The following is a 24,814-nucleotide window of genomic DNA, read 5'->3' as shown; positions in this document are numbered from 1 at the left end:
CACAAGATTTTACTAAATCGTTCAAAAAGTATCTTTAAAAGTTCAAACTGTAAACCTATTTTATCTCATTTTCAGTAATTCTATAGCTAATACATTCATCTTAATATAGATTATATAAATAGGTTGTATATTGTTAAGGAAATTAAACATGAAATGAACAAACTAAGTATGAAACTATCTCCAATAGTATTAGGTATTATTTGCCTACTTTTTTTACGATGTTCTAGTAACAAAGAGGAAAATAGGATCTTAATTAATCAGGAAGGCTATTTTAGAACAGCTACTAAAATTATTACAGTAAAAACAGATAAGCCTGCACAATTTTTACTTTTATCGGCGGATAAATCAAAAGATATTTTAAAAGGTGATGTTACCCATATTTCCCCCTGGAAGTTTTCTGGAGATACATATGGAAGGATCGACCTGTCAAGCTTTAAAGAAGCAGGTGAGTATATTGTATGGATTGAAGATATTGGTTATTCAGATGTCATCAATATAAAAGATGATTTAGGTGAAAAATCTTTAGTTTCTAGTATAGAAGCTTACTATTTACAAAGATGTTCATCTCCAATAGAGAAGGAATACGCTGGTGTTTATGCTAGAGAGGAAGGCCACCCAGATAATAAAATCCTAATTCATTCCTCTGCACTTAATCCAGGACAAGATCCTAAAACAACAATTAGTAGCCCAAAAGGGTGGTACGATGCAGGGGATTATAATAAGTACATTGTAAACTCTGGTATTACAACTTATACATTGCTTTTAGCCTATAAAAATTATGTTGATATATTAAAACCAATCGAGCTTAAAATACCTGTAAACAATAAGCACTTACCAATATATTTAGATAATATAAAATGGAATTTAGATTGGATGTTTACAATGCAAGATCCATCAGATGGAGGTGTATACCATAAATTGACAAATGCAAATTTTGATGGAATGGTTATGCCAGCAAAAGCTCAGAAAAAGCCAAGATATGTTGTTCAGAAATCTACAGCAGCAGCATTAAATTTTGCAGCTGTATTTTTTTATGCATCAAGGGTGTATGCCGAATTTGATGAAAACTTAGCAGAAGAGTATAAATTGGCAGCTATTAAAGCATTAGACTGGGCAGAAAAGAACCCTTCTGTTATTTACGATCAGGAGGAAATGAATAAAAAGTACACTCCTAAAATTACAACAGGAGCATACGATGATAAAAACTTATCTGATGAGTTTATTTGGGCTTATACAGAGGCGTTTTTAACTACTTTAGATGAAACTTATTATACAAAAGTAGATTGGTCAAAAGGAAATTATAATAAGGTGCCATCTTGGAATAATGTAGAGTATTTAGCCATTTATTCTCTACTAACATTGAAGTATGATGTGCCCAAAATAGCTCAAAAAGATTTACTTCTGCTTAAGAGAATGATGACAAAAAAAGCAGATGTACTTGCTTCAACATATAAAAGTTCAGCAATGTCTACATCAATGGGAGCTACCAATAATGATTTTGTTTGGGGCTCTAATGCTGTAGCAGCAAACCATGCTATGTTTCTTTTAAATGCATTTCCTATTAATTATAATAAAGAATATATAGATACTGCTATAGGTGCTTTTGATTTTGTAATGGGAAGAAACCCTTTAGATATGTGTTTTTTAACTGGGTTTGGAAAACAGCACCCAATGCATATACATCATAGGTTATCAGATGCAGATAAAATTAAAGAACCACTTCCTGGACTGTTGGTTGGAGGTCCTCAAAATAATAATAACTCTGATGATTGTGGGTATGACAATGAGTTTTCTGCAACAACTTATAAAGATGTAGTATGTAGTTTTACTACCAATGAAATTGCAATAAATTGGAATGCACCATTTGTATACATGATTGCAGGTTTAGAAAGCCATTATGGTAATAAAATAGACCCCTTAGCGGATAAATAGACATGTAACTTCACTAAATATTAATAAGAGCCTTTCAATGTAGTACAATCTATATTGAAAGGTTTTTTTTTGATATTTTTAGTTATTATGATTCTTCCTCAAACTATGTTAATGTATTGTCTTATAGAGTTGTATTTGAATAAATTTGTTCCAACGATCATTTCCTATTTTTATTTAACTACGCATTCATAATGAACAAACATTTATTAAACTATATAGTGTTATTTGCCTTTCTATTCTTTACCACAACGTTGAATACTTTGGCGAGTAGTACCTTTATTTTGAATACAAATTCAACCTTTGAATCATATGCTGATTGGAGTAATAATGGTAACTGGATTTTAAAAAATGGAGACTCTAGTCAAGGGTATCCAACAGATGATGATATTATAACAACAAGTGATAGTTATGGAGGGTACGATAATCTGAATATAAATTTTGATTTGAGAAATTATCACCCAAATTTAACGCTATCACCAATTAAATATACTTTTACATTAAACTTAAAGTCTGAGGGTGTATGTACTTTTAATTTTAATATTTCTGGGAAACAAGTAACAATTTCTACAGAGAGTGGTTCAAATTTAATCATAAATAATGATCTAGTTTTTGGTCAGAGTGGGAATATAATTACGGCAGGAGGGAAAGTAATTGTTATTGGAAAAGTAACAATGAATAATTCTAATCAAAAAATTACAATTAATGAAGGAGGTGAATTAATAGTAAGAAAAGATTTACAATTATATAATTCTCAAGCCTTAGTAGAAGTATCTGGTAATTTGACAGTAAACGGAAATACTGCCGCCAATAATTCTGGTTCAAAAATCTATATTAAAGAATCGGGTATTATGGATATTGATCAGACTGTAACGTCATCTAATGGTGGTAAAATTTATTTCGAAGTTTGTGGTATCTTAAGAATACATGGAAACCTTGATATAACAGGAACTTTTGATTTACATACTTGTGATGAAGGTGTTGTAGAAATTGATGGAGATTTTATATTTAACTGCAATGGTGATAGTAATATTACAGGAGATGGTAATATAAATGTTGGAGGAGAATGTCATGACTGTTCATCTGGTAGTAACTCAACAATTTGTGATGATGTTGACCTGCCTGTTTCACTTCTCTTTTTTAAAGGAGAGCAGACACCCGAAGGACACTTACTATTATGGAGTACGGCATCAGAAACAAATAGTAGTCATTTTGATGTAGAAGTATCTTCAGATCGTAGAAACTGGACTGTTGTGGGTTCTGTAGAAGCTGCAGGGAATAGTAATGTTCAACTGGATTATGAATTTTTAGATGATTACAAAGAAGGACAATACTATAGACTGGCTCAGTATGATCTAGATAATGCTGTGGAGTATTTTGGTGTAGTAACTTTTAGTGAAAATGATAACGCTACGTTCACAGTGTTTGTATATCCAACAGAAACTAGAAATGGAGAACAATTAGTTATCGAGATGACAGGGGTAAATGCTAACGAACCCGTTGTTGGTATTTTCTATGATTTAAATGGAAAAATACTTTCACAAGCGGTACTTTCTAAAGATGTTGAAGGGAATGTAGTGACTACAGTAAATGTACCTACAACCACTAAAGGAATTAATTTATTAAAAGTATCGAACGGTTATAACACTAAAACAGCAAAAATAATTATAAACTAACCTTTAGATATAATCAAAAATTTAGATTAAAACGGATAGTATACTTTAAAGACAAAGCTATATTATTCGTTTTTTATTATGCTGATAACATTAAATTATCTAAATAAATACCTCTTATTATTTCAAATAGCTTATTTTAGTAAATAATTAGCCTATGTAAATATGAACCTTGTAAACGTAAAAAAAGTTACATTACGGAAACTAGAATTTTCGGATTGCAGCCGTATGATGGATTTAGTGAATAATAAGAATATTACTAAAAACTTATTAGATAGATTTCCTATACCATTTACATTTAAGCATGCACACAGGTTTATAGAAAACGCTAAAACAACAAAACTTGCAACAGTTTTTGGTATTGAATATAAAGGTGAATATGTAGGTAATATCGAGTTGATGCATGGTCAGGATGTATATAGAAAAGGGGCAACATTAGGTTATTTTATTGGAGAAGAGTATTGGAATAGAGGTATAGCTTCTGCTGCAGTAAAAATGATGATTGATTATAGTTTTAAATATCTTGACTTTATAAAAATAAATGCCTTGGTCTTTGATAAAAACATAGCCTCACAAAAGGTTTTGGAGAAATCTGGGTTTAAAGTAGAAGGCATACTTAGAAAGGCAGTATATAAAAATGATGAATATTTGAATGAAATTCATTATGCTATTTTTTTAGATAATTATTCATAAAATTATCCTACCTACTTTAATCTGCAAGTAATATTCTTTAGCTTGAAGAGATTTAACAATAACATCGAAACATAATTTAAATGTATAACACAGATATTCGTACAGTCAATATGACACGATATATTACACCATTACGTGAAGGAGGTTCTCTACCTGCAATAGTGGAATGTGATGACGGTTTTGAGTATGTCATAAAATTTAGGGGGGCAGGCCAAGGAGTAAAAGCATTAATTGCAGAACTTCTTGGAGGAGAAATGGCTCGTCAGATTGGTTTAAATATGCCAGAATTAGTGTTTATACATTTGGTAGATACTTTTAGTAAATCAGAAGGAGATGAGGAAATTCAAGATCTATTAAAGTTTTCAGAAGGTTTAAATTTAGGAATGAGCTATTTAAGCGGAGCAATTACTTATGATCCTCTTGTGTCTATTGCTGAGCCTCTGGCAGCCTCAAAAGTTGTATTGTTAGACAGTATCATCACAAACATTGATAGAACACATAGAAACACTAACCTTCTTAATTGGAATAAAGCACTATGGGTGATAGATCATGGAGCAAGTTTGTATTTTCATCACTCTTGGGATGGATGGGAAGATCATTCTAAAAGAACATTTCCTATGATAAAAGACCATGTCTTATTAAAGAAAGCAACTAAACTAGATGAAGCCTGTACTTTATTAAAATCAGAATTAACTGAAGAAGTTATAAATGGAATCGTAAATTTGTTGCCCGAAGATTGGTTGTCTGCCAAAGGTATAGATGCAGCCCCAGAGGAAAGAAGAACCGTTTACAAACAATTTTTGAATACGAGAATTGCTAATTTAGACCAACTTACAAAAGAGGCAAAAAATGCAAGATAAGCAAGTATATGAGTATGCAGTAATTCGCTTTGTTCCAAAAGTAGAAAGGGAAGAATTTATAAATGTAGGAGTAATTTTATTCTGTAAAGGACTAAAATATCTTGATTTAAAATACAAAGTTGTTCAAAAAAAATTAGATGCTTTTGATGTTGAAATAGATCAGAAGCAATTAGAAACTTATCTACAGACTTGGAAGTTGATTTGTGAAGGTGGAACAAAAGGCGGTGTAATTGGCGAACAAGATTTACCAAATAGATTTAGATGGCTAACAGCAACAAGGAGTACATTAATACAAAGCTCTAAAGTACATCCTGGGTTATGCATTCATCCTCCAGAAGAAATACTAGAACACTTATTTAATAAGTATATTGGCTAATTTATAAAGTTGATCTACTATGCTTTTTAAGAGTAACAGACTACACCTTTTTAAGGTGTTTTTTTGTTTAATCACTTTTTAAAGTAATTGCTTTTTATGTAATCTGTTGTTTAATAGTTTGTTAGCTTATATTTAGCACAGATTTTTTTTAAAATAGCATATTTTTCATTGGCTAAATAATAAACCTATAAATGAAATTATTATCAGAAATTCTGCTAATAATTTAAATAGAGCTTTTCTAATTTTGATTATCGATAAATATAACCGCTACAGGTTATTTCTCTTACCTATTTTTTTGTAGACAATATTACTTATGACATCAATTCTACAATTCAATTCGAGTGTTTTTTGTATTCTTTATCTCTATTAAAGCACAACTAACCTTAAAGATGAGTAGTAATTCTACATATCTAATAAAAGAGAATAAAGTGTTATTAGCAGTCAATAAGTGGCTGTATTGAAGGCTATGTTTTGTATACATTTGTTGTCAAGGCTCTACTACTATAATTATTCAAAATATTCTATTTATTCACAATGCTATGGAATGGAAAACTAAATTTCGACTACTTGATATTAAAAAATTACTCTTTATAAGTTTATGTCTTTTAATGACTGACTTAATTTGCAATGCAAATAATATAACAGTTACGAATGTTATTTTAAGTGAACCAGATACTTCTTCAAAAACAGCAGATATTTCTTTTACAATTACATGGGAAAACTCTTGGAGAGTAACAACTTCACCTTCTAACTGGGATGCAGCATGGGTATTCTTAAAATACCAAAACGAATCTACAGGTAAATGGGGGCATCTTTCTATTAATACTTCTGCTTTAGCAAATAGTGTAGAGGATGGAGATAGTTCTTATCCAAACCCAAAACTTGATATTAATAATGATTCAGGTACTGGGTATGGTCACGGTATGTTTATATATAGTGATGGGTCTCTAGATTTAAATGGAGATGTATCTTATAATGTAAGTATGACTTGGGATTATGAAGAAGATGGGATAACAAGTAATGATGAACTAAATATTCGCGTATTCGCTATAGAAATGGTTTATGTTCCTACGGCTTCTTTTCACTTAGGTTCTGGAGGAAAAGAAACGGCTCATTTTTATAAATATGATGAGGGGACTAATACTTCTGATACATATCAAGTACTTTCAGAAAATACAATTAATATTGAATCGACAAAAGACAGCTTATTCTATGATAATGATGGAAATACAGATAGAGGCGATGCAATTGTGGGTACAACAGTAACTGTACCTTCAAATTTCCCTAAAGGTTTTTCAGCATTCTATTGCATGAAATATGAAGTAACACAAGGTGAATATGTAAATTTTATTAATACATTAACTGAGCAACAAAAAGTAAATAGATTAGAAGATGATTATAACAAACCATCTACAAGAAATGATATTTCTGTTGTTGATGGGGAGTTACATTCAAATGTTCCACATGTTCCTTATGGAAGATTACAATGGGCAGATTTAGTTGCTTATTTTGATTGGGCAGCTTTAAGACCTATCACAGAATTAGAATTCGAGAAACTTTGTAGAGGGACAGCAACACCAGTTGCAGGTGAATTTCCTTGGGGAACAAATCAAGTTTCTTCAGAGGTTTATTATTCTAATGTAATAGACTTAATCAATAGCTTAGATAGTGATTCAGAAGCTATTGACGAGTCAATTATTGATACATCAAATACAACAATAGGTAATGCAAATTATGAAACAGTTAGTGGAGATGAGGATGGTAATGTATTAAGAGTAGGAGCATATGCTTCTTATGCAAATAGCAATAGAGTCTCTAGTGGTGCTACGTATTATGGGATCATGAATATTGCAGGTAATATGAGAGAGCTTTGGATTACTGTAGGAAATACTACAGGTAGAAGTTTTACAGGTTTACATGGTAATGGAGAGATAGATACAGATGGTAATGCCGATGTTCTAAACTGGCCAGGAACTGACGCCGTAGGTACAGGTCTTAGAGGAACTTCATTTAAAGAAAATGGAACATTAATGAGAACTTCAAATAGGTTTAGTGCTTCAAAAACTTTTTCAATCCGTTCAAATTATGTTTCGGGTAGAGCAGGAAGAACAGCTAATTAATAATTCAACTCAACACAGGCTACTATGTTAAAATATATCACAACTCTTTTATATATTATCACTATTACTTCATCTTTTGCTCAATACCAAGGTGGAGATGGAGGAGGGACTCATTTTGGAGAAACAGCTGCATCTGTAAGTTTTGATTTACCAATTACGCTAAGTTTTTTCACTTTAAGTGGAAATCAGGATGGTAGTGTTACACTAAAATGGGAAACATCATCAGAATTAAATAATGATTATTTTGAAGTACAAAAATCTTCTGATGGAAAACATTGGGAAACAATTACAGAGATAGAAGGTGCTGGAAATTCAGCAGTAAAATTAACATATAACTTTACAGATGATTCTCCTTTCAATGGAAAATCTTATTATCGTCTACATCAAGTAGATTTTGATAAAAATGAAAGCTTTTCTTCTGTATTAGTATATCAAAATGGAGAAGCTGAAACGGTACTATCACTGTTTACGTATCCAAACCCTTTTGTAAATACTTTTACAGTTACAGGAGACGAAATAGAATTATCAACATTAAAAGTTTTTGATGCTAACGGACAACAAATAGTATTGTCACAAAAAATAGAGAATACTAACACAGTGACAATTAATTTAAGTCAGTTTCCTAATGGCATGTATTTTATTAAAACTAGAAAGTTATCTAAGAGTATAATTAAGGAGTAAAACCCGAAAATAGATTGATTAGAAATTAAGTCAGCATTTAATACTAGATTGTTATATCTTGTATTTTAATGTTGACTTTTTTTATTTATTATGATTTTTCAACTAGAGAAACTTAAAAATACAGACTATTCAATTGTAAAAGAGATCTATGATTATTACATAGAAAATACCACAGCAACCTTTCACTTGGATTTAATTTCAATAGAAGAGTTAAAGTCTACTGTCCCTTTAAATCATCCCAAATATCAATCTTTCTTAATTTATAGTGAAGGTAACATTTGTGGATATTGCTATATTGGTGCTTTTAAAACAAGAGCTGCTTACGATCGCACCGCTGAAATTACAATTTATTTAAAACCAGAGAGTACAGGAAAAGGTATTGCCTTTGGAGTTATAAATGCTTTAGAAGAAATAGCAAAATCTGTTGGAATTAGTGTTTTAATTGCTTGCATTACAGGTGAAAATACAGAAAGTATTCGATTGTTTGAGAAGTGTGGGTATGAAAAGTGTGCTCACTTTAAACAAGTTGGAGAAAAGTTTGGTAGAGTATTAGATGTTGTAGATTATCAAAAAATAATAAGATGAGTAAAAAAATAATGCTGATAATTCAGTTTATTGTAATAATGGTGCTTGTTTGTTTTACATGGTTAAATCCACCCGTTAATTTTGCAATAGATAATGTAACTTTATTACCCTTCTTACTAAACTTAGCAATCATAGGTTCTTATGGAACTCTAATTTACTTTTGGGATAAGACTAAAAAGCCATCAAAAATACAGATGGTAATATTAATCTTTCTTATTTTTAGTACTGTGCCTGTGGTTTTAAAAGGAAGTAGTTATTTTTCTACTTTGGGGAATCAATTATTAACTTCTTCAGGAGTAGATATTACTGCAGAAGTTACTCATAAAGGACAGTCACGTAGAAAAAAAGGTGTGGGAATGATTGATGTATATGAGGTCACTTATCAATATTTTACTCCCAAAGGAGAGTCTATAGAAGTTACTAAAATTGTAAATAAGCCCATCTATGATAGTTATGTAGAAGGTGCTGAACTTCAATTAAGGTATTACCCAGAAAACCCCAAAAAACATATCACTTACTTTTTAATAAAAGGAGAATACTAGAATAATATGTCAGAACCGCTATATAATAAAGATGAAAATGTAGGGCTTTCGCCTGATGAAATAGTTTTTAGAGGAGAACGTAAAAGTGAACATGTAACTATAAGTCTATTTGATTATACACCTACTAGTTTCATTAAAAAAGAGCTTAAAAGAGTTCATGAAATAGAACCATTTATAGATAATAGATCTGTTACGTGGGTGAATGTTATTGGACTTCATGATACTAAGATCATAGAAGAATTAAAGTCTATGGATATTAATCCTATTGTTCTTTCAGATGTTTTAAATACAGAAGCTCGCCCAAAAATTCAGGAACATGAAAGATCTCTTTTTGTTTCTATAAAGTTATTACATTATGATGCGGAAGAGAAACGAGTTGAAATTAATAACCTTAGTATTGTAACAACTAATAATGCTGTATTTACTTTTGAAGAGCAACCTACAGACTTTTTTACACCTATAATTAAACGATTAGAAAAAAGTAAAAAGAGCCTTGTAAATGCTGGTGCAGACTATTTACTGTTTACAATTTTAGATTTAGTAATTGATAATTATATTTATTTATTAAGTGTATTAGGCGATAAGATTGAAGATCTTGAAGACATTCTATTAGCCAACCCAAAGAGTTCTACATTAGACCTTATTAATTTTTATAAAAGGGAGTTAAACACCATCCGAAGAAATATAAAACCTGCAGTAGAAATTATTCTAACACTTACCAAAAAGGATTTAGAATATGTTTCTGAAGAAAATGAATTACATTTTAAAGAGCTCTTAAATAATATAAAACAGGTAAATGAGATTTCTGATAGTTATAGAGAGATTCTATCAGACTTGTTAAATATTTATCACACTACTGTTAGTTCTAAACTAAATAATGTGATGATGACTTTAACGATGTTTTCAGTAATCTTTATTCCTCTTACTTTTATTGCAGGTATTTATGGAACAAACTTCGATAACATACCCGAGTTACATTATGAGTATTCTTATCACTTTATGTGGGTAACTATGCTTGTTATAACCATTTTTATGATGAATTATTTTAGGAGAAAGAAGTGGTTGTAAACACTCACTTTTTTTTCTTTGCATTTACCTTAAATGTATATCTACTCTGTGATATGTAGCTGAAAATTACAGAAACAACTGTGGTTAGCATCTTAGATGGCGTGGGGTAGATATGCAATACATCAACAAATAACTTCATAAGTAAATAATTAAGTATTATAGCACCGGCACTAACCTGAGCGTACCTAAATAACTGAATATGACTTTTAACATCTGATAGTTGAAAAGTAATATATTTCTGGAGCAAAAAACCTGTGGTAAAAGTAATTGGGAATACAATAAATAAAGCTGCTATGTGCCCACTTATATCAATAAAACCAAGATCAAGGTTGTGTTCATCAACTACAAAGTGAAATACCAAAAAATAGAGAATAATATCCAAAGCAAGGTTCCCTCCCCCACATACAGCATATCTAAATGTTTGTAAGGGCATTACTTTTTTAAAAGGTGGATAAAAGAAGTCTATAAGTTTGATTAAAAAATTTCTCATATTATTTGAATTAACAATGCAATATATAAGCTAATTCTCTCTTGATACTAAATAATATACGTTTCTTAACGATTTTATCAGTGTTTAATCATTTAAAAACTTTACTTTCGCTGACTCTAAGTAATTGATATAAACTCTTAACATGCGCTATTTTATACATTTAGCCTACGATGGTACAAACTATCGAGGATGGCAATTCCAACCAAATGTAGTTTCTGTACAAGGAACTATAGAAGATAGATTGAAATCAATTTTTAAAACTGATATTACTGTATTCGGATGTGGAAGAACAGATGCTGGTGTACATTCTAGTCAGTATTTTATTCATATCAACTTAGAAGAGCCTCTAAATTTTGATTTGAAATTTAGACTCAATAAAAACCTTCCAGAAGCTATTGTAGTGTATGATGTCATTCCTATGAACGATAATCAGCATGTTCGTTTTGATGCAACAATGCGTACTTACGATTACTTTATTCACACAGAAAAAGACATCATAAATTCTAAATTTAGTTCCAATTACGATGTTACAGCTTTAGACATAGATGTTGTTAAGAAGGCTGCAAAAATGCTAACTTCTTTTGATGATTTTATTGGTGTTTGCAAAAAGCCTCACCTTTATAAACATACCCGTTGTAACGTTACACATTCAGAGGTTTTTGTAGATGAGAAAGCCAAAAGGTTGAGGTTTACAATTACAGCAAATCGCTTTTTAAGAGGAATGATTCGTTTAATTGTTACGAACTTATTGTACGTTGGAAAAGGTAAAATTTCTTTAGAAGAATTTGAAAAAGTTTTTACAAATAAAGTGTCAATACTTGATACCCCACCAGCGTATCCATCGGGTTTATTCTTATCTAAAGTAGAATATCCATATTTAAAAATAGAATCAAAAAGCGGTTTACTTGCAGGATTAAAATTAGGATTACAATAATATGACAAAGCCTGAATATATAGTTAGTGCTTGTTTAGTAGGCATAAATTGTAGGTACAATGGCGGTTGTACTCATATCAGTAAGATTGAGCAACTTGTAATAGATGGGAAAGCAATTCCTGTGTGTCCTGAAGAATTAGGAGGTTTACCTACACCTAGAAATCCTGTAGAGATTGTTGGTGATGAAGTAAAAGATAAATTTGGGACAGATCAAACTATTGCTTTTAATAAAGGTGCTCAGAGAACATTAGAAATTGCAAAAAATGCAAATATCAAAAAAGCAATTTTACAATCACGAAGCCCATCTTGTGGTTATGGTAAAATATACGATGGATCTTTTTCAGGTAATTTAATTGATGGAAATGGTATTACATCGTCTTTATTAGAAGACAATGGATTTGAAATATATACAGATCAAAATTGGGAAGGTAAAGAGACTGATTAATCTTTGAAAATCACATTGTCAACAGGTTCTTCTACTTCACATTGTGCTAATATGTGATTTTTTGATAGAGTTTTAGAAAGGAACATCACCGCAGTTTTATCTGCAACAGGTTTAAAGATTATTGCACAATCAAAAGGAATCAAGCTTAAATCATAAATTGGGATATGAATTTTTTGCTTTGTACCGTCAATAACAATACCACTTGCAAAACTAGCCCAATTTGTAATTTGTGTAAACTTGTCACCTAATGTTTCAAAAAAACTTGGTATACTGCTTGATGTCGTTTTCATAGGTACACCAGAGTTTAATGCTGATCTAATATTTTGAGGTTTATAATAATTTACTTTATCAAAAAATAACCCTGCTTCATAATTTCCTGCATCGTTATTATTAATTCCTTCAATTCTGTTTCTAAAATTAATAGCCATCATACTTAGCCGAGCATCAACAGCTTTAGAAATACTACTTTGTAAAATATCATTAGTAGAAACAAAGGGAATATTAGAGGGTAAATCAGCTTTTATTGCATTTATTTTTTGAGTATCAACATAATAAGCAAAGCATTGTACTTTTTTACCAAAAACTAGCCCTTTTAAAGAGTTTATTCCTAAAGAAATAGAGTTTGTAAATTTATAAAGATCTTTACCAATATAGTTTGGAATCTGCTTACTAACATCTAATTTCCTATTCACATTTAAAGACTCAATTTTTATATCATCTGAAAACATATTTAGAATACTATAGTATGTAAAACCATCAGCAATTACATGTGAGATAGACAGTATTACTGCAAATTTTTCTGATGGATTTTCTTTATCAGGAAGAATAGATAAAAGCGTTAATGGATGTAGTTTATTTATTAGGTGTCTTCCTCTTTGTACTGTACAACTTTTTACAGCTTGAGTAATTTGTTCGTAACTCATTTCATCAGAAACGGAAACAGTGTCAATATCTGGATGATAAAGTTGTTCTATTTCTGGTGAGTTTGAAAACTGTAAACTAATTTCTTTATTCTGTTTTATAATCTTACCACTCAACCATGGGTTTGCGTTAACAATTTCTTGAAAACGATCTTTAATTTTCTTGCCAATTAATTTTATATTTCCTTCAAAGAAAGTAATTGATGTAACACCAGGCTCTTCCATTATTGCTAATGATGTTTCGAAAGGCAGGAGGTCTATTTTTTCCATTTCATACAATTATATAGGTTTACTTAAGTCTTAGTAATTTACTAAATTACATTCTATAGGGCTTTTATTTTAGGTTTTGTTATTAGAATAATTCAAGATATACATCTTTATAGAATACGGTTTTAGCAATTTTGCCAAAATCGGGAAAAAGAAATATTTCAAGAGTATGACATTAACGATATTATAAAATAATTACTACTTGCCATTATAAACACCTAAATTTATTTCTATGCAACTTTTCGATTTACCAAGCGACAAAAATAAAAACCTTTTACCTTATAATGGAACTGTAAACTATTATGGGAAAATACTGTCGCAGAAAGAAGCCGATTATTATTTCACAACATTTATGGAACACATAGAATGGAAAAATGATGTTGCTATAATGTTTGGTAAACGTATTGAAACCAAAAGAAAAGTAGCATGGTATGGAGATAGACCATTTAAATATACCTACTCTAAAAATACAAAAGAGGCCTTGGCTTTTACTCCTGAATTATTAAAATTAAAATCATTGATAGAACAAGAAACAGGAGAAACGTATAACTCTTGTTTATTAAACCTTTACCATAACGGTAGTGAAGGTATGGCATGGCACAGTGATGGAGAAAGAGATTTAAAAGAAAAAGGGGCAATAGCATCAGTTTCTTTTTGTGCCGAACGTAAGTTTGCTTTTAAACATAAAGAGACAAAAGAAACAGTAAGCTTGATTTTAGAACATGGTTCTTTATTAGTAATGAAAGATGAAACACAAGAGTTCTGGTTACACCGTTTACCCCCTACAAAAAAGATAGGTATACCTAGGGTTAATCTCACTTTTAGAACAATAGATTCTGAATAGTATTTTTTATGTATTTAGTTGGCTTATGTATAGTATTGTTTTAGATAATTAATAATTATGATTAAATTGAAATGAACTAACAATCAGCCTATTAAATATAAATAATGCAACAGGATTTCCATTAAATAACCATGAAAACAGCGCGTAGAAGAGACCTGAAATATAGGTTCTCCCTTCCTCAAAAATCACTCATTCTGATTCCAGTCTTTGGCTTATTAGCCATCTTTGTTCTACCACTCGATACCTACCAATTTCGGGTAATTAACATAATCCTCCACACAGGTAATTTAGGTATTTTAGCTATCATGATCTTTGAGAGGAATTATATTTCTTGGAATAGAAACAGGATAAAAATTTCTATACAAGGGAATAAAACTAGAAGAATAAAATTTGATACAATTGATGAAATCAATTTCAAAGACGAAAAGCTTACTTTTTTTCTGCAAACCAGTAAAATGATTGTTTTTAGATTAGATTACTTAAGTGATACTGATCGCAGAGTATTAAAAGGGGCATTGAATGAAGCAATAGAAACACATACAAATGAAGAACTACCGACTTACAATTTAGGAACTTCTTTATTTGGCTCTTAATAGATACTAAGTTTTAGTAGAATACATCCTCACTTATCAAATTCAAACGTGATAAGTGAGGATGTTTTTTTATGGAGTTACAGTACTACTAATTGATTTAAATGACAGTTCATCTATTGTAGCCAAATAAGATGTACTTACACTTTGATCGTTAAAAACTAATTTATGTTGTTCTGAAGCAAAATCAGCATCATTATTAACTGCTGCAATAATAATATCAGCATCAACACTAAATATTTTTAGCTTGTAACTATTAATACCAGCACTTCCAATTAACCCAATAGGACTACCTGATCCGATAGAATTATTAATTATTTTAGTATTGCCAGAATTTAAATTAAAATTACCTACGGCAGGTAAGTTTGTACCAAATGTTATGTGCATACCTTCGGCATTAAATGTAGCACTGTTTTTAGTTTCGCCTATATATAAAACTTTATTGCCTTGGTAATCATAAACCTGAGCGTATACTGTTCCAGGCAAAGGAAGGTCTTGGCCAGAAGAGGTAGATTGCTTATAAAAAACATTTATATTTTGGTTATTATAAGTATCTGTACCAGCAGGAGATGTCGTATTTGTTGGTCGTCCAGTTGTAGATTCAGTAATACTAAAAGTGGCATCTGTACCAATGGGTTTAAAGTATTTAGTAATACCATTTTCTGTAGAAGTTTTTTCTAGAGCAGGGGTAGTGGTAATAATAAATTCATGGTCAATCGGAGTGTCAGTAGTAATGTAATTATTAGATCTAGCATAAACACTAATTGCATTCCCCATTGTTTCGTAAGAGGTAACAACATCAGGAGGTCGTACATTATTTGTAGTGAAAGAGCCATCTAAGTTACTAGATGGACCATCTAATTCTTCTAGTCTTACTTTAAAAAAATAGGTTGTTTCAGCTTCTAAGTTTTTAAAAGTATAGTCACTTAAACCACTTCTAGCTACTTCCGCATCTTCTTCTGCATCTGTGCTTGTAGTACCTTCAAAGACATTAATTAACTGAGTATAGTTACTATCTAAAGCAAGTGTCATATAAGTCGCATAAACATCATCTTGATCGTTATTTAGGTAACTCCAACTAATATTTGTATCCCAAGTACCTACCGTGAATGTAGATGCTTCCACATCAAATGGGGGAGCAGTTATGTACTCATTAAAGTCTAAAGTATCAGAAGTAGACGCTAATAGTTTACCTGTATACTGATCGTGTAATTCTAAAGTGATTTCAAATATTGAATCAGTTCCTAAAAAAGTATGAGAGGTGGTATCTGTGACTAGTTTTTCTTTATTAGAACCATCGCCCCAATTCCATTCATAATAAGCATCTATATACTCTTGACTTGATGTTTTTACAAAAGTACCAGAACGTTTAAAACTATCTGCACCAGTAATTTCAAATTCTATATCATAATCTTGATCATGCAAAAATTCATCGGAATCGTCTGAACAACTATTCCATAGAAGAGCAAAAGGTAAAAGGAAAAGTAAATTAGAATATTTCATGGGGTAAGAAGATATTAGGTTATTGATTATTTTGAATGTACAACACGAGGTTATGACATCAAATAATATCTTTTACAGGTGCAATTTTTTCTTTTAGACTTCTATATAATTTAGTTGCACTCTATTTTATATACTATTTTAGTATCTTGATAGATAATTTTAGTAACCAATATTCTAATAATGATTAAGTATTTCCTTATCTGCTTTCTTTTTCTCGTAACAGCGTTCCAAAGTACAGCTCAAGATAAAAACCATGTACAAGAAGTTGTCAATAAATACTCCTCAAAATTTTCGGACCCTGATAAGTTAGCTGCAAAAATTGAAAAAGATTTTTCTACGCCTATTAATAAGGCTTATGCTGCATATTTTTGGATAGGTAATCATATTGCCTATGATGTGAAAAATGGAAATCAGATTTCTTCTGTAAGATTTAGTTATAGTTCTGAAAAAGAAAAACAAGAATTAATTCAGAAGATGATTTACGATACAGCTTGTAAAACTTTAAAACAGGGCAAAGGTGTTTGTGATGGGTATGCAAAACTATATCAATACGTAATGGATAAAGTAGGGGTAGAATGTGTTGTAGTAGATGGGATTGGGAAAGCATATATTAATCAAATTGGTGATTTAAAACTACAAGCCGACCACTCTTGGAATGCTATTAAAATAGATGGATCTTGGCATCTTTTAGATGCTACATGGGGTGCAGGAATTGTAGACAACGAGGGTTTCCATAGAATGTATTCTGATATTTATTTTATGACTCCTCCTAAAGAATTTTTCTATAATCATTATCCTCTAGAAGAAAAGTGGATGCTTATGGATGGGAACTTTGATACTTTTAATAATAACCCCTTAATGTATAGTGATGTTTTAAAAAGAGGTATTGAAGTGAGTAAACCTACTTCTGGCGTTTTGAAAAAACCTAAAAGTCCTATTGAGTTTGTAATGAAAATGGCGGAGGGAGACCCATCAAAAATTAATTATAATTATAGTAATGAGAAATATATGCAACCATTAAAGCTAAAAGAGAATAATGGCAATTATGTATTCTCTGTTCCTGCCCCAAAAGGAAACCCTAATTACTTAATTATCTATTATGATATTAATGGAATATTGGTGTATAAAATAAAGTAAAGCAGAATAATTTTTTATTGAAAAATGAGCTCATTAGGAATTACACCAACTTTAAACGAATCCAATTTTACACCCATTTCATTGTATTTAAACACCCATCCTTTTTGTACATAATCAATAGCATCTGTAACGTAAATGTCATTGTTTCTAGGAGATATTCCTAGGCCATAGAACAACCTTTTTTCTTTATAGATAATAGGTGATTTAGGTAAGGATGTTGCGTCAATAGAAAAAGAAAATACATCTTTCTGAAGATAATATATTCTGTCTTTTTCTTTATTTATTCTTAATCTAGAGGGCATGCTTAAGTAGTTTTCACTGTCTAAGTTAAATTGCTTTTTGATACAAAAACAACCTGGATCAATCTGACAAATAGCGGGTTGAGGTTTAGGGTTGTTTGTAGAACTTAAACCACCATTTGATAATACCCAGAGCATATTATTTTTATCAACTACTAAATCAATTGGTCCGTAAGGTAGGGCAAGACTATCAATAATATCATCTGTAGCAATATCTATTTTTAATAGGAGTTGACCACCTTTTCTATTATCGTAAACTGTTCTAGTTTGTGTGATATATGCAAATTTATCAACTAGAGCTAGTTTTTCTGTCCAACCTGACGTACGCACATTTTTTATTACTTCATCTTCTTTAAGGTCAATTACATAAAAATAATCAGCATACAAATCTGTTACATATGCTTTTGTGTTACTGATAGGTAAAAGATACCTAGGGCTACTTTTGGGAATTTCAATTCTACCTAACCATTTACTTGTTTTTGCTTCTATAATATCTATCCTGCCAGAATTGTTGACACAGATATATCCTTTTTCTCCAATTATAGTCATTGACTGAGCTACATTCCCAATCTCAAAATCATTTACTGCTTTATATATTTCATTATTAACGGTATCGCTATCATATTTTTTATGTGATAAAGTACCATGTCCCCAATCAAAATTCCCTTCATTTAAAACAAATAATCCATCTTCTAAAATTAGATTATTCTTAGGGGGAGCAGTGTCAGAAATTGGCATTGCATCTTGTGGGGTGTTACATTGAAAAAAACTAAGAAACACGAAAAAATAAAGAAAAAAAAGACGTTGCATAGCTTTATAATTTATAGGTAAATGATAGTTGGTAAACACGTCCGGGCATAGGTTTTCTGGCTACTGATTGATAGTGATAATTGAATATATTTTCAACTCTAGCTTTTACATCAAAATGATTTTTTTTAAATGTAAATTGTTTCCCCAAACAAAGGTTTGTTAAGTAATATGGAGGGAGGTATTCGCTTCCATCTGTTTGCGTATACCTTTTTCCATACGCTTGTTGTTCCACAATAAAATACAATTTTTTATAATTGATTTGTAGGTAACCTTGAAAACTACCAACAGGAGTATAAATTAGTTGCTTCCCGACAGAATTATCTAACTCATCTGCAGCTTCCATATTTTCCGATTTCACAAAGGAGAGTGAAGTAAAAAGTTGTACTTTCCAATCGTTTTTTTGATACTGAATTTCGGCTACTTGTTCAACCCCTCTAGAGTGAACTTTCTTTAAGTTTTCTGGCCGCCATAAATTACTAATTGCAGGTTTCCAAACTATCCAATTGTGGATTATAGAATTAAAAGCAGTCAATTCATAAGACCATTGCCATGCAGATTTGGTATTTGAATGCAAAGCATAGGTTGCTTCATAGGTCCATCCTTCTTCTGGTAATAAATCAGGGTTTCCAACAGGGTACCAATACCGATCATTTAAAGAAGGCGCATGAAAGTTTTTAGAGACATTCAATTTTATAGAAGAAACAGCCTTACTGTATGGGTTTATACTAAATTCTGTTCCTAAAGAGGGTAAAATAGGTTTTGTATCACCATCAATCCATTCTTGTCTAAGCAAGAAACTAACAGATAAATTGTTTGTAGGCTGGTAATCAATCCCTCCGTAAATATCAATAGTATGTTGTGTAACGGCAATTGTATTTGTAGTTCCGGTAGGTTCATAATTACTACTATTTATTTTATCAATATAGTAATCCCAACCCCCTCTTATTAATACTTTACTATTTAATTGGTAGCTACTTCTTTGGTGTAATTGCAGTTGGTCACTCTTACTTTCTGAAGTTGATAGCTTAGGATTTTCATCATTATTAAGTGCTTTTTTATACCAGATATTATCAATTATGTATGCTCCAGAAACTTCTGTATTAAACTTGTTTTTATTGTAATTCCAAGCAGAAAAAAGCCTTAAAGATGTATCTCCTTGCCAAGAATCTCCTTCTCTTTTATCCATAGAAGGAACCAATTCTCTTTCACTATCTTGGTACCAAACATTAAATTTTAATTGGTTATAATCGTTTATTTTAAAAGCAATTTCTTCTAGAAAACCATATTGTAGTTGTGCAGAATGATCGTTTGTCCAAGTGGGAGTACCTGGTTGGATTGGGTTCTGAAAGTCGAATACATTCTGAGCATTTTTATAGAATAATTTTGTAGTACTTTGTACGCTCTTATTCCCTACAGAAATGCTCATATTTGTGATACTATTTTGAAGGGAATTAACAGTTTGGGAAGCCATAATAGCTCGTTTATTATCCCAATTTATAGCACTATTTAATTGAATAGCACCACCTAAACCACCTGTTCCATACAATAAACTTGAACCACCATAATTAACGACAACTTCGTCTGTAAAAGCAATTGGAAATAGTGATAAATCTACCTGTCCTAACATAGGTGAGTTGAGATTTATACCATTCCAATATACCTGAGTATGGCTAGCTCCTGTACCTCTAAATGATGGAGTTGCAGTGCCACCGGCTCCGTAACTTTTAATAAAAATTGGCGTGTTTAGAGTGAGTAATTCACCTAAAGAAGCAGATAAATATTGATCAATTTGTTCTTTTTGAATTGTTGTCGACTTAAAACTTATTCTTTCAGGAATTCTAGCTCCTACTATTTCAACTTCATTTAAAACAGTAGTTGTATCAAATACTTGAGCATAAACTTGAGGTGAGATTAATATCAACCACAAGTTTATGCTTACTAGCTTATATAATAGTCTAATTCTCATTGGTAAGAAGAGAAATATCTGCGGCTTTAATTATCTCCGTAGAACGTTCACCTAACCATCCAGTAACATCTTTGGTACAGGTATAGACTTTAATAAAATCAACTGCATTAAGCTGAACTGCTTGTCCGTTAATATCAACTGCATTCTTAAAATCAAATAAATCAGCACCTCTTAACTCTCCTTCATTTTCATAACCTGCGTTATCGGCGTAGCCCCAGTCGTACTTATTATTATAATAAACATCCCCATCTTTTGTAGTGTTAGAGGCTAGTAATGTACCCGTAAAAGTTATTTCATTTTCTGTATATTCTGCCGGAAACATAGGGTGATTGTGATAAGGAATTACCGCTGTGAAATCCATTGTTCCATTTTCTTCTGTTCCATTATAAGAAGAAGTGTAATTTATTATATGCTGATTTTCTGTTGCAGAAGGTTTGTAATAAGTAATAGAAAATTGATGTTTAGTACTTGATTTAGTGTACTCGCTTCCTTTAAGTTGATACCAAGGCTCATCATTATCAACTTTACCATTGTGATTTAGGTCTTGACAAACCATTACAATTCCGGGTTCACTGCTCCCATTAAATGAGTTGCCATAAATGGCTAGATCATTACCATCTGTAGTAAGAATAGAATGATCAAATTTAAAAGTGACACTTCCTCCAAATGCCCCTAAAGACATAAACTGATTTGAATTTCCTATAATATTCTCTTTAGTTTCTGCATTGGTAGTGTAGTTTATAAACTGACCTGGAGCAGGAGAAAAATCTACTACTTCTGTGATATACGGAGTAGCATTGGGATTTTCAATTGGGATATAATCGGATGGATTTTCAATAGATTCTGTATCAGAATTCTGACAACTAAAGCTTAAAATTGCTAAAGTAGACAGTACAATTGTTTTTATTTTTTTCATGAGGATTTGTAGAAACAATGCCTTCTAAACTAAAATAGTTTAGAAGGCGATAACACATATATATTATGGTATTATAGGTTTATTGAATAATCAACTGATTAAAAATTTGAGCATCTCCATTATGATCATTGATAGATTTATGGATACCATTTTCAATAGTTGTGTAGATAAATTTATTTTCGCCAATCATTGCTTCATAAGTGGCTACATCATTTGCTGTTAAATTTGGGAAAGTGATGCGAACATCGTTACCCACCAATAATTGGAATCCATCTACATCAGAATAAGTAACTTCTTTGATATTTCCTCTTACAACTTCATCAAAATATTCGATACCATAAACCATTGGAGCATTCCATTTTGATCCATCATAAGCTTTATCTCCGTTAGGTGTTGTATCATCAGATAAATATGCAAAACCTACTTGAGGAGATGACATGTAAACTCCTTTAACCAGGTTAAAGATGAAAGAAGAACCATCTGTAGCGTCACCTTTATTGAATTTATTAGGGAAAGTAAACATTCCATAATTACTATGGCTATAGAAATCTTTAGAGCTATTATTGTCTGGATCTACAATATAAACTTCTGTTCCCCATGCCCATCCGCGGCCAAGATAATTTACAGTTGCTTTTACTAATTTATGTTCTCCTTCTGTCCAATTTTCAAAATCTGTTCTTGAGATTGAAGCATAGTTAACAGTAGTTTCTCCAGCTTCAATAACAACTTTCCAAGTGGCAGTTAAGGTAGTTGCTTTTACAATTGGTGTATTGAAATCGAAAAGATCTATTCCATTTTCTGTCCACCCTAAGAATTGGTGTCCATCATAAGTAGGAGGAGTTGGTTCTGTAACAGGAGTATTTTCATCAACTACTAAAGCTACATTTTGCTCGCCATTTTGTTTATCAAAAGTAACTACAAACTGATCAATAACTTCATCATAGATAGCCTTAAGCGTTTTATCAGCGGTTATTTTTGTACTAAAATCATATGCAGTACCATTGTATTGCCACTCTTTAAATAGGTATCCATCTTTTAAAGGAACTTGAGGCAACACTACAAGGCTATTATTTTCTATAGTGATAACACTATCCTTTAATCCATTATCAAAATTGAAGGTTATTGTATGTAGCTTTTCCCAAAGTACAGTTAATGTAACATCTTTTTTTACAGGTGTTTTAAAATCATAAGTGTCTCCCTCTAATTGCCATTCTTTAAAAACGTAACCATCTTTTAGAGGAGTAGGAGGGAGTATTAAAAGAGAATCTTCAATAACTAATGCTGTAGAATCTTCTTTTCCATTGTTAAAAGAAAATGTAGCGGTATAAGTTATTTCAACTTTCTCCCAAGTTGCTTGGAGTTCAAAATCTTCTGTAACGGGCGTCTCAAAATTATAGATCTCATCTCCCTTTAGCCAATTGATAAACTCGTGTCCAGTTTTTTCTGGTGATGTAGGTTCTTCTAGTTTATTGCCCCCAATAATGTCTTGATCTTCTATTTCAGGTCCACCATTTGTATTAAAAGTAACTGTGTAAGTATTAAGTAACTCATCAGTTTCTTTTTGATTACAGGCAGTACTAAGAACAATTAAAAATAAAAAAATTAGGTTAGCGAAGCGTTTGTTCATTTCTCTAGTATATATAGTTAAAACTCAATTAATTCCGATCGATTTTTAACAAGTAAAATATAAACTAGGGGAGGGAAATGATTTGAAGATCAATGAATAGAAAATAGTAGTGCTACTTTCTATTTGTCAGATGATACCGCAAATTGTAAACTTTCTTCCCGAAGTTTATAAACAACTTATTTGCTTGGTAGGTCTTCTGACTCATCTTCAAGTTATATCACCTTCTCGCTTTTAAACAATGGTATTTGATATAACCTTTTAAAGATTTACAGCTGCGGGTACAGTATTAGAATTTCACTAATTTCCCTGTTATTCCTTGTAGGAACCAAAGCATAAGCAAAGATTGAAGTTCTTAAAATGTATTAATATGATTCAAGTCATGCTTAACAGGTGTTATATATTAACGGAAAAATGGAATTTAAAAAATTTAATGTTAATGCTATTGAATGAAGTTTCCAATTTAAGAAACTAACTATTATGTTTGTATTATAAGTTTCCAAAACAAGAAACAAACAAAAAGAAACTTATTTTAATTAATTTGTTAATACTTTAAATTAAGTTTCTTGTTTAGGAAACAAAAGTACATATTTGTAATGTTGGTTTTCTAATTTGGAAACATAAAATCTGAAATTTATGGAAAGAAAAGAATTATTAAATAAGTTTGCAGATGCACATAAGCACGATGGTTTACCTCCTTTAGCCAATAAAATAGTGGGAGTATTCTACCTATCTAACGAAAAATATTTAGGCTTTGACGATATCGTAGACCTTGTAGATGCTTCTAAAGGTGCGGTGAGTAAAGCACTAAAATTACTAATGAGTATTTATAGAATAAACCATATTCAGGATCCAACAACTTCTAGAAAGCGTCTTTTTTATTTAGACCCTGATGGAGCTGAAAAGTACATAAAAATTGTCGCAGAAGGGCTTTCTACTCAAAATGAGCTTATAAAAGAGTTAAATCAGTTTAGAACAAATGGAAACAATGAAATGAGCGATTTTATTGAGAGAACTATCGCCTTTAATGGTGAAGCTATCGCTTTTCTATTAAAAAATTCTGAAAGGTATTTTAAAAAATAAATCCATTTAAAATTCTACTGTTCAAAATAATCCTCCTGTCTTAATTTGGTTTCCAAAAAAGGAAACATATTAATATTCATATATTAAAGTAAGGTTTTATCTGCTTTACATCTATAGTATTATCTATTTCAATTTGGTTTTCAAAAAAGGAAACTAAAAACTCATTTTTATGAAAAAATATACATTTCTATTCTGTTATCTATTTATTATTAGTTGCTCTTTATTTGCTCAAAATAAAGTAATCATAGGCGTAATGTCCGAAACAAAATCAATAGCGTCAGATACGTTATTTCCAATAAAGAAAATTAGAATAATAGCTGACGATTATTTATCAAATTCTTTACCTCTTGCTTCTCATTTAACTGAATTTATAGAGTACATAAACGATCTTAAGTTACCTAACTACAAATCAATTTAAAATTATTTTCAAGAGCAGAACAATTCACCAGTAATTATCTA

General features: G+C 31.0%; 24 protein-coding genes and 1 riboswitch. Of the genes, 17 read left to right on the top strand and 7 right to left on the bottom strand.

What is annotated here, in order from left to right; genetic code table 11:
* Nucleotides 1-153 precede the first annotated feature (153 nt).
* The 10 genes from KM029_RS22645 (at nucleotide 154) to corA (ending at nucleotide 10,527) form a co-directional block, all read left to right on the top strand.
* Complete coding sequence (locus KM029_RS22645) at nucleotides 154-1,932, top strand: glycoside hydrolase family 9 protein (protein ID WP_144076084.1); 1,779 nt, start codon at nucleotides 154-156, stop codon at nucleotides 1,930-1,932.
* A gap of 191 nt (nucleotides 1,933-2,123) precedes the next feature.
* Nucleotides 2,124-3,605: a hypothetical protein gene (locus KM029_RS22640; protein ID WP_144076083.1), complete on the top strand. Its 1,482-nt coding sequence runs from the start codon at nucleotides 2,124-2,126 to the stop codon at nucleotides 3,603-3,605.
* A gap of 162 nt (nucleotides 3,606-3,767) precedes the next feature.
* A complete protein-coding gene (locus tag KM029_RS22635) occupies nucleotides 3,768-4,295 on the top strand; it encodes a GNAT family N-acetyltransferase (protein WP_144076082.1) in 528 nt (175 codons plus the stop codon).
* A 110-nt stretch (nucleotides 4,296-4,405) separates the two neighbouring features.
* On the top strand, nucleotides 4,406-5,155 hold the full coding sequence (locus tag KM029_RS22630; protein ID WP_240050355.1) for a HipA family kinase: 750 nt from the start codon (nucleotides 4,406-4,408) through the stop codon (nucleotides 5,153-5,155).
* Entirely contained in the window at nucleotides 5,145-5,531 is a 387-nt protein-coding gene (locus KM029_RS22625) for a DUF3037 domain-containing protein (RefSeq protein WP_144076080.1), read from the top strand. Before KM029_RS22630 ends, KM029_RS22625 begins: the two co-directional genes overlap by 11 nt.
* 608 nt (nucleotides 5,532-6,139) lie before the next feature.
* Nucleotides 6,140-7,651, top strand: a complete 1,512-nt coding sequence (locus tag KM029_RS22620) for an SUMF1/EgtB/PvdO family nonheme iron enzyme (RefSeq protein ID WP_158631190.1) — start codon at nucleotides 6,140-6,142, stop codon at nucleotides 7,649-7,651.
* A 24-nt stretch (nucleotides 7,652-7,675) separates the two neighbouring features.
* Nucleotides 7,676-8,332 carry a T9SS type A sorting domain-containing protein gene (locus KM029_RS22615; protein WP_144076078.1) on the top strand — a complete coding sequence of 219 codons (657 nt, stop codon included), beginning with the start codon at nucleotides 7,676-7,678 and terminating at the stop codon, nucleotides 8,330-8,332.
* A 90-nt stretch (nucleotides 8,333-8,422) separates the two neighbouring features.
* Nucleotides 8,423-8,917, top strand: a complete 495-nt coding sequence (locus tag KM029_RS22610) for a GNAT family N-acetyltransferase (RefSeq protein WP_144076077.1) — start codon at nucleotides 8,423-8,425, stop codon at nucleotides 8,915-8,917.
* Nucleotides 8,914-9,459 (top strand): DUF3592 domain-containing protein, encoded by a 546-nt coding sequence (locus KM029_RS22605; RefSeq protein ID WP_144076076.1) that lies wholly within the window; start codon nucleotides 8,914-8,916, stop codon nucleotides 9,457-9,459. Before KM029_RS22610 ends, KM029_RS22605 begins: the two co-directional genes overlap by 4 nt.
* A gap of 6 nt (nucleotides 9,460-9,465) precedes the next feature.
* The gene (gene corA, locus KM029_RS22600) at nucleotides 9,466-10,527 is read left to right on the top strand and encodes a magnesium/cobalt transporter CorA (protein WP_144076075.1); all 1,062 of its coding nucleotides are present in this window, start codon (nucleotides 9,466-9,468) and stop codon (nucleotides 10,525-10,527) included.
* A gap of 4 nt (nucleotides 10,528-10,531) precedes the next feature.
* On the opposite strand, the gene KM029_RS22595 is transcribed toward corA, so the two are convergent.
* Nucleotides 10,532-11,017 carry a GtrA family protein gene (locus KM029_RS22595; protein WP_144076074.1) on the bottom strand — a complete coding sequence of 162 codons (486 nt, stop codon included), beginning with the start codon at nucleotides 11,015-11,017 and terminating at the stop codon, nucleotides 10,532-10,534.
* Between the two features lie 142 nt (nucleotides 11,018-11,159).
* Here KM029_RS22595 and truA point away from each other — a divergent pair, with 142 nt between their 5' ends.
* Nucleotides 11,160-11,951, top strand: coding sequence for a tRNA pseudouridine(38-40) synthase TruA (truA, locus tag KM029_RS22590; protein WP_144076073.1), 792 nt, complete (start codon nucleotides 11,160-11,162; stop codon nucleotides 11,949-11,951).
* 1 nt (nucleotide 11,952) lies between these two features.
* The gene (locus KM029_RS22585; RefSeq protein WP_144076072.1) at nucleotides 11,953-12,396 is read left to right on the top strand and encodes a DUF523 domain-containing protein; all 444 of its coding nucleotides are present in this window, start codon (nucleotides 11,953-11,955) and stop codon (nucleotides 12,394-12,396) included.
* Here the strand turns inward: KM029_RS22585 and KM029_RS22580 are convergent.
* Complete coding sequence (locus KM029_RS22580) at nucleotides 12,393-13,586, bottom strand: hypothetical protein (protein WP_144076071.1); 1,194 nt, start codon at nucleotides 13,584-13,586, stop codon at nucleotides 12,393-12,395. The genes KM029_RS22585 and KM029_RS22580 overlap by 4 nt on opposite strands.
* 229 nt (nucleotides 13,587-13,815) lie before the next feature.
* On the opposite strand from KM029_RS22580, the gene KM029_RS22575 reads away from it, so the two are divergent.
* Together KM029_RS22575 and KM029_RS22570 are read left to right on the top strand one after the other, a co-directional pair.
* Nucleotides 13,816-14,427, top strand: coding sequence for an alpha-ketoglutarate-dependent dioxygenase AlkB family protein (locus tag KM029_RS22575; RefSeq protein ID WP_144076070.1), 612 nt, complete (start codon nucleotides 13,816-13,818; stop codon nucleotides 14,425-14,427).
* A gap of 131 nt (nucleotides 14,428-14,558) precedes the next feature.
* A complete protein-coding gene (locus KM029_RS22570) occupies nucleotides 14,559-15,020 on the top strand; it encodes a hypothetical protein (protein WP_144076069.1) in 462 nt (153 codons plus the stop codon).
* A 69-nt stretch (nucleotides 15,021-15,089) separates the two neighbouring features.
* On the opposite strand, the gene KM029_RS22565 is transcribed toward KM029_RS22570, so the two are convergent.
* Nucleotides 15,090-16,520, bottom strand: coding sequence for a hypothetical protein (locus KM029_RS22565; RefSeq protein ID WP_144076068.1), 1,431 nt, complete (start codon nucleotides 16,518-16,520; stop codon nucleotides 15,090-15,092).
* Between the two features lie 180 nt (nucleotides 16,521-16,700).
* On the opposite strand from KM029_RS22565, the gene KM029_RS22560 reads away from it, so the two are divergent.
* On the top strand, nucleotides 16,701-17,657 hold the full coding sequence (locus KM029_RS22560) for a transglutaminase domain-containing protein (RefSeq protein WP_144076067.1): 957 nt from the start codon (nucleotides 16,701-16,703) through the stop codon (nucleotides 17,655-17,657).
* Nucleotides 17,658-17,671: 14 nt separating this feature from the next.
* Here KM029_RS22560 and KM029_RS22555 read toward each other — a convergent pair whose 3' ends face one another.
* The 4 genes from KM029_RS22555 to KM029_RS22540 all read right to left on the bottom strand — a co-directional run bounded on the left by KM029_RS22555 (nucleotide 17,672) and on the right by KM029_RS22540 (nucleotide 23,275).
* Nucleotides 17,672-18,694, bottom strand: a complete 1,023-nt coding sequence (locus tag KM029_RS22555; protein WP_144076066.1) for a YncE family protein — start codon at nucleotides 18,692-18,694, stop codon at nucleotides 17,672-17,674.
* A 76-nt stretch (nucleotides 18,695-18,770) separates the two neighbouring features.
* Complete coding sequence (locus tag KM029_RS22550) at nucleotides 18,771-20,732, bottom strand: TonB-dependent receptor (protein WP_144076065.1); 1,962 nt, start codon at nucleotides 20,730-20,732, stop codon at nucleotides 18,771-18,773.
* Entirely contained in the window at nucleotides 20,722-21,648 is a 927-nt protein-coding gene (locus KM029_RS22545) for a hypothetical protein (protein WP_144076064.1), read from the bottom strand. Before KM029_RS22545 ends, KM029_RS22550 begins: the two co-directional genes overlap by 11 nt.
* A 79-nt stretch (nucleotides 21,649-21,727) precedes the next feature.
* Nucleotides 21,728-23,275: an InlB B-repeat-containing protein gene (locus tag KM029_RS22540; RefSeq protein ID WP_144076063.1), complete on the bottom strand. Its 1,548-nt coding sequence runs from the start codon at nucleotides 23,273-23,275 to the stop codon at nucleotides 21,728-21,730.
* Between the two features lie 169 nt (nucleotides 23,276-23,444).
* A riboswitch (cobalamin riboswitch) is annotated at nucleotides 23,445-23,619 on the bottom strand.
* 289 nt (nucleotides 23,620-23,908) lie between these two features.
* Here KM029_RS22540 and KM029_RS22535 point away from each other — a divergent pair.
* Entirely contained in the window at nucleotides 23,909-24,355 is a 447-nt protein-coding gene (locus tag KM029_RS22535) for a hypothetical protein (protein ID WP_144076062.1), read from the top strand.
* Between the two features lie 169 nt (nucleotides 24,356-24,524).
* Nucleotides 24,525-24,773: a hypothetical protein gene (locus KM029_RS22530; RefSeq protein WP_144076061.1), complete on the top strand. Its 249-nt coding sequence runs from the start codon at nucleotides 24,525-24,527 to the stop codon at nucleotides 24,771-24,773.
* Nucleotides 24,774-24,814: the final 41 nt, after the last annotated feature.

The organism is Flammeovirga kamogawensis, from assembly GCF_018736065.1.
Taxonomy (GTDB): Bacteria; Bacteroidota; Bacteroidia; order Cytophagales; family Flammeovirgaceae; genus Flammeovirga; species Flammeovirga kamogawensis.
Note: the sequence above shows the minus strand (reverse complement) of the source record. Positions and strands in the feature narration are given on the sequence as shown.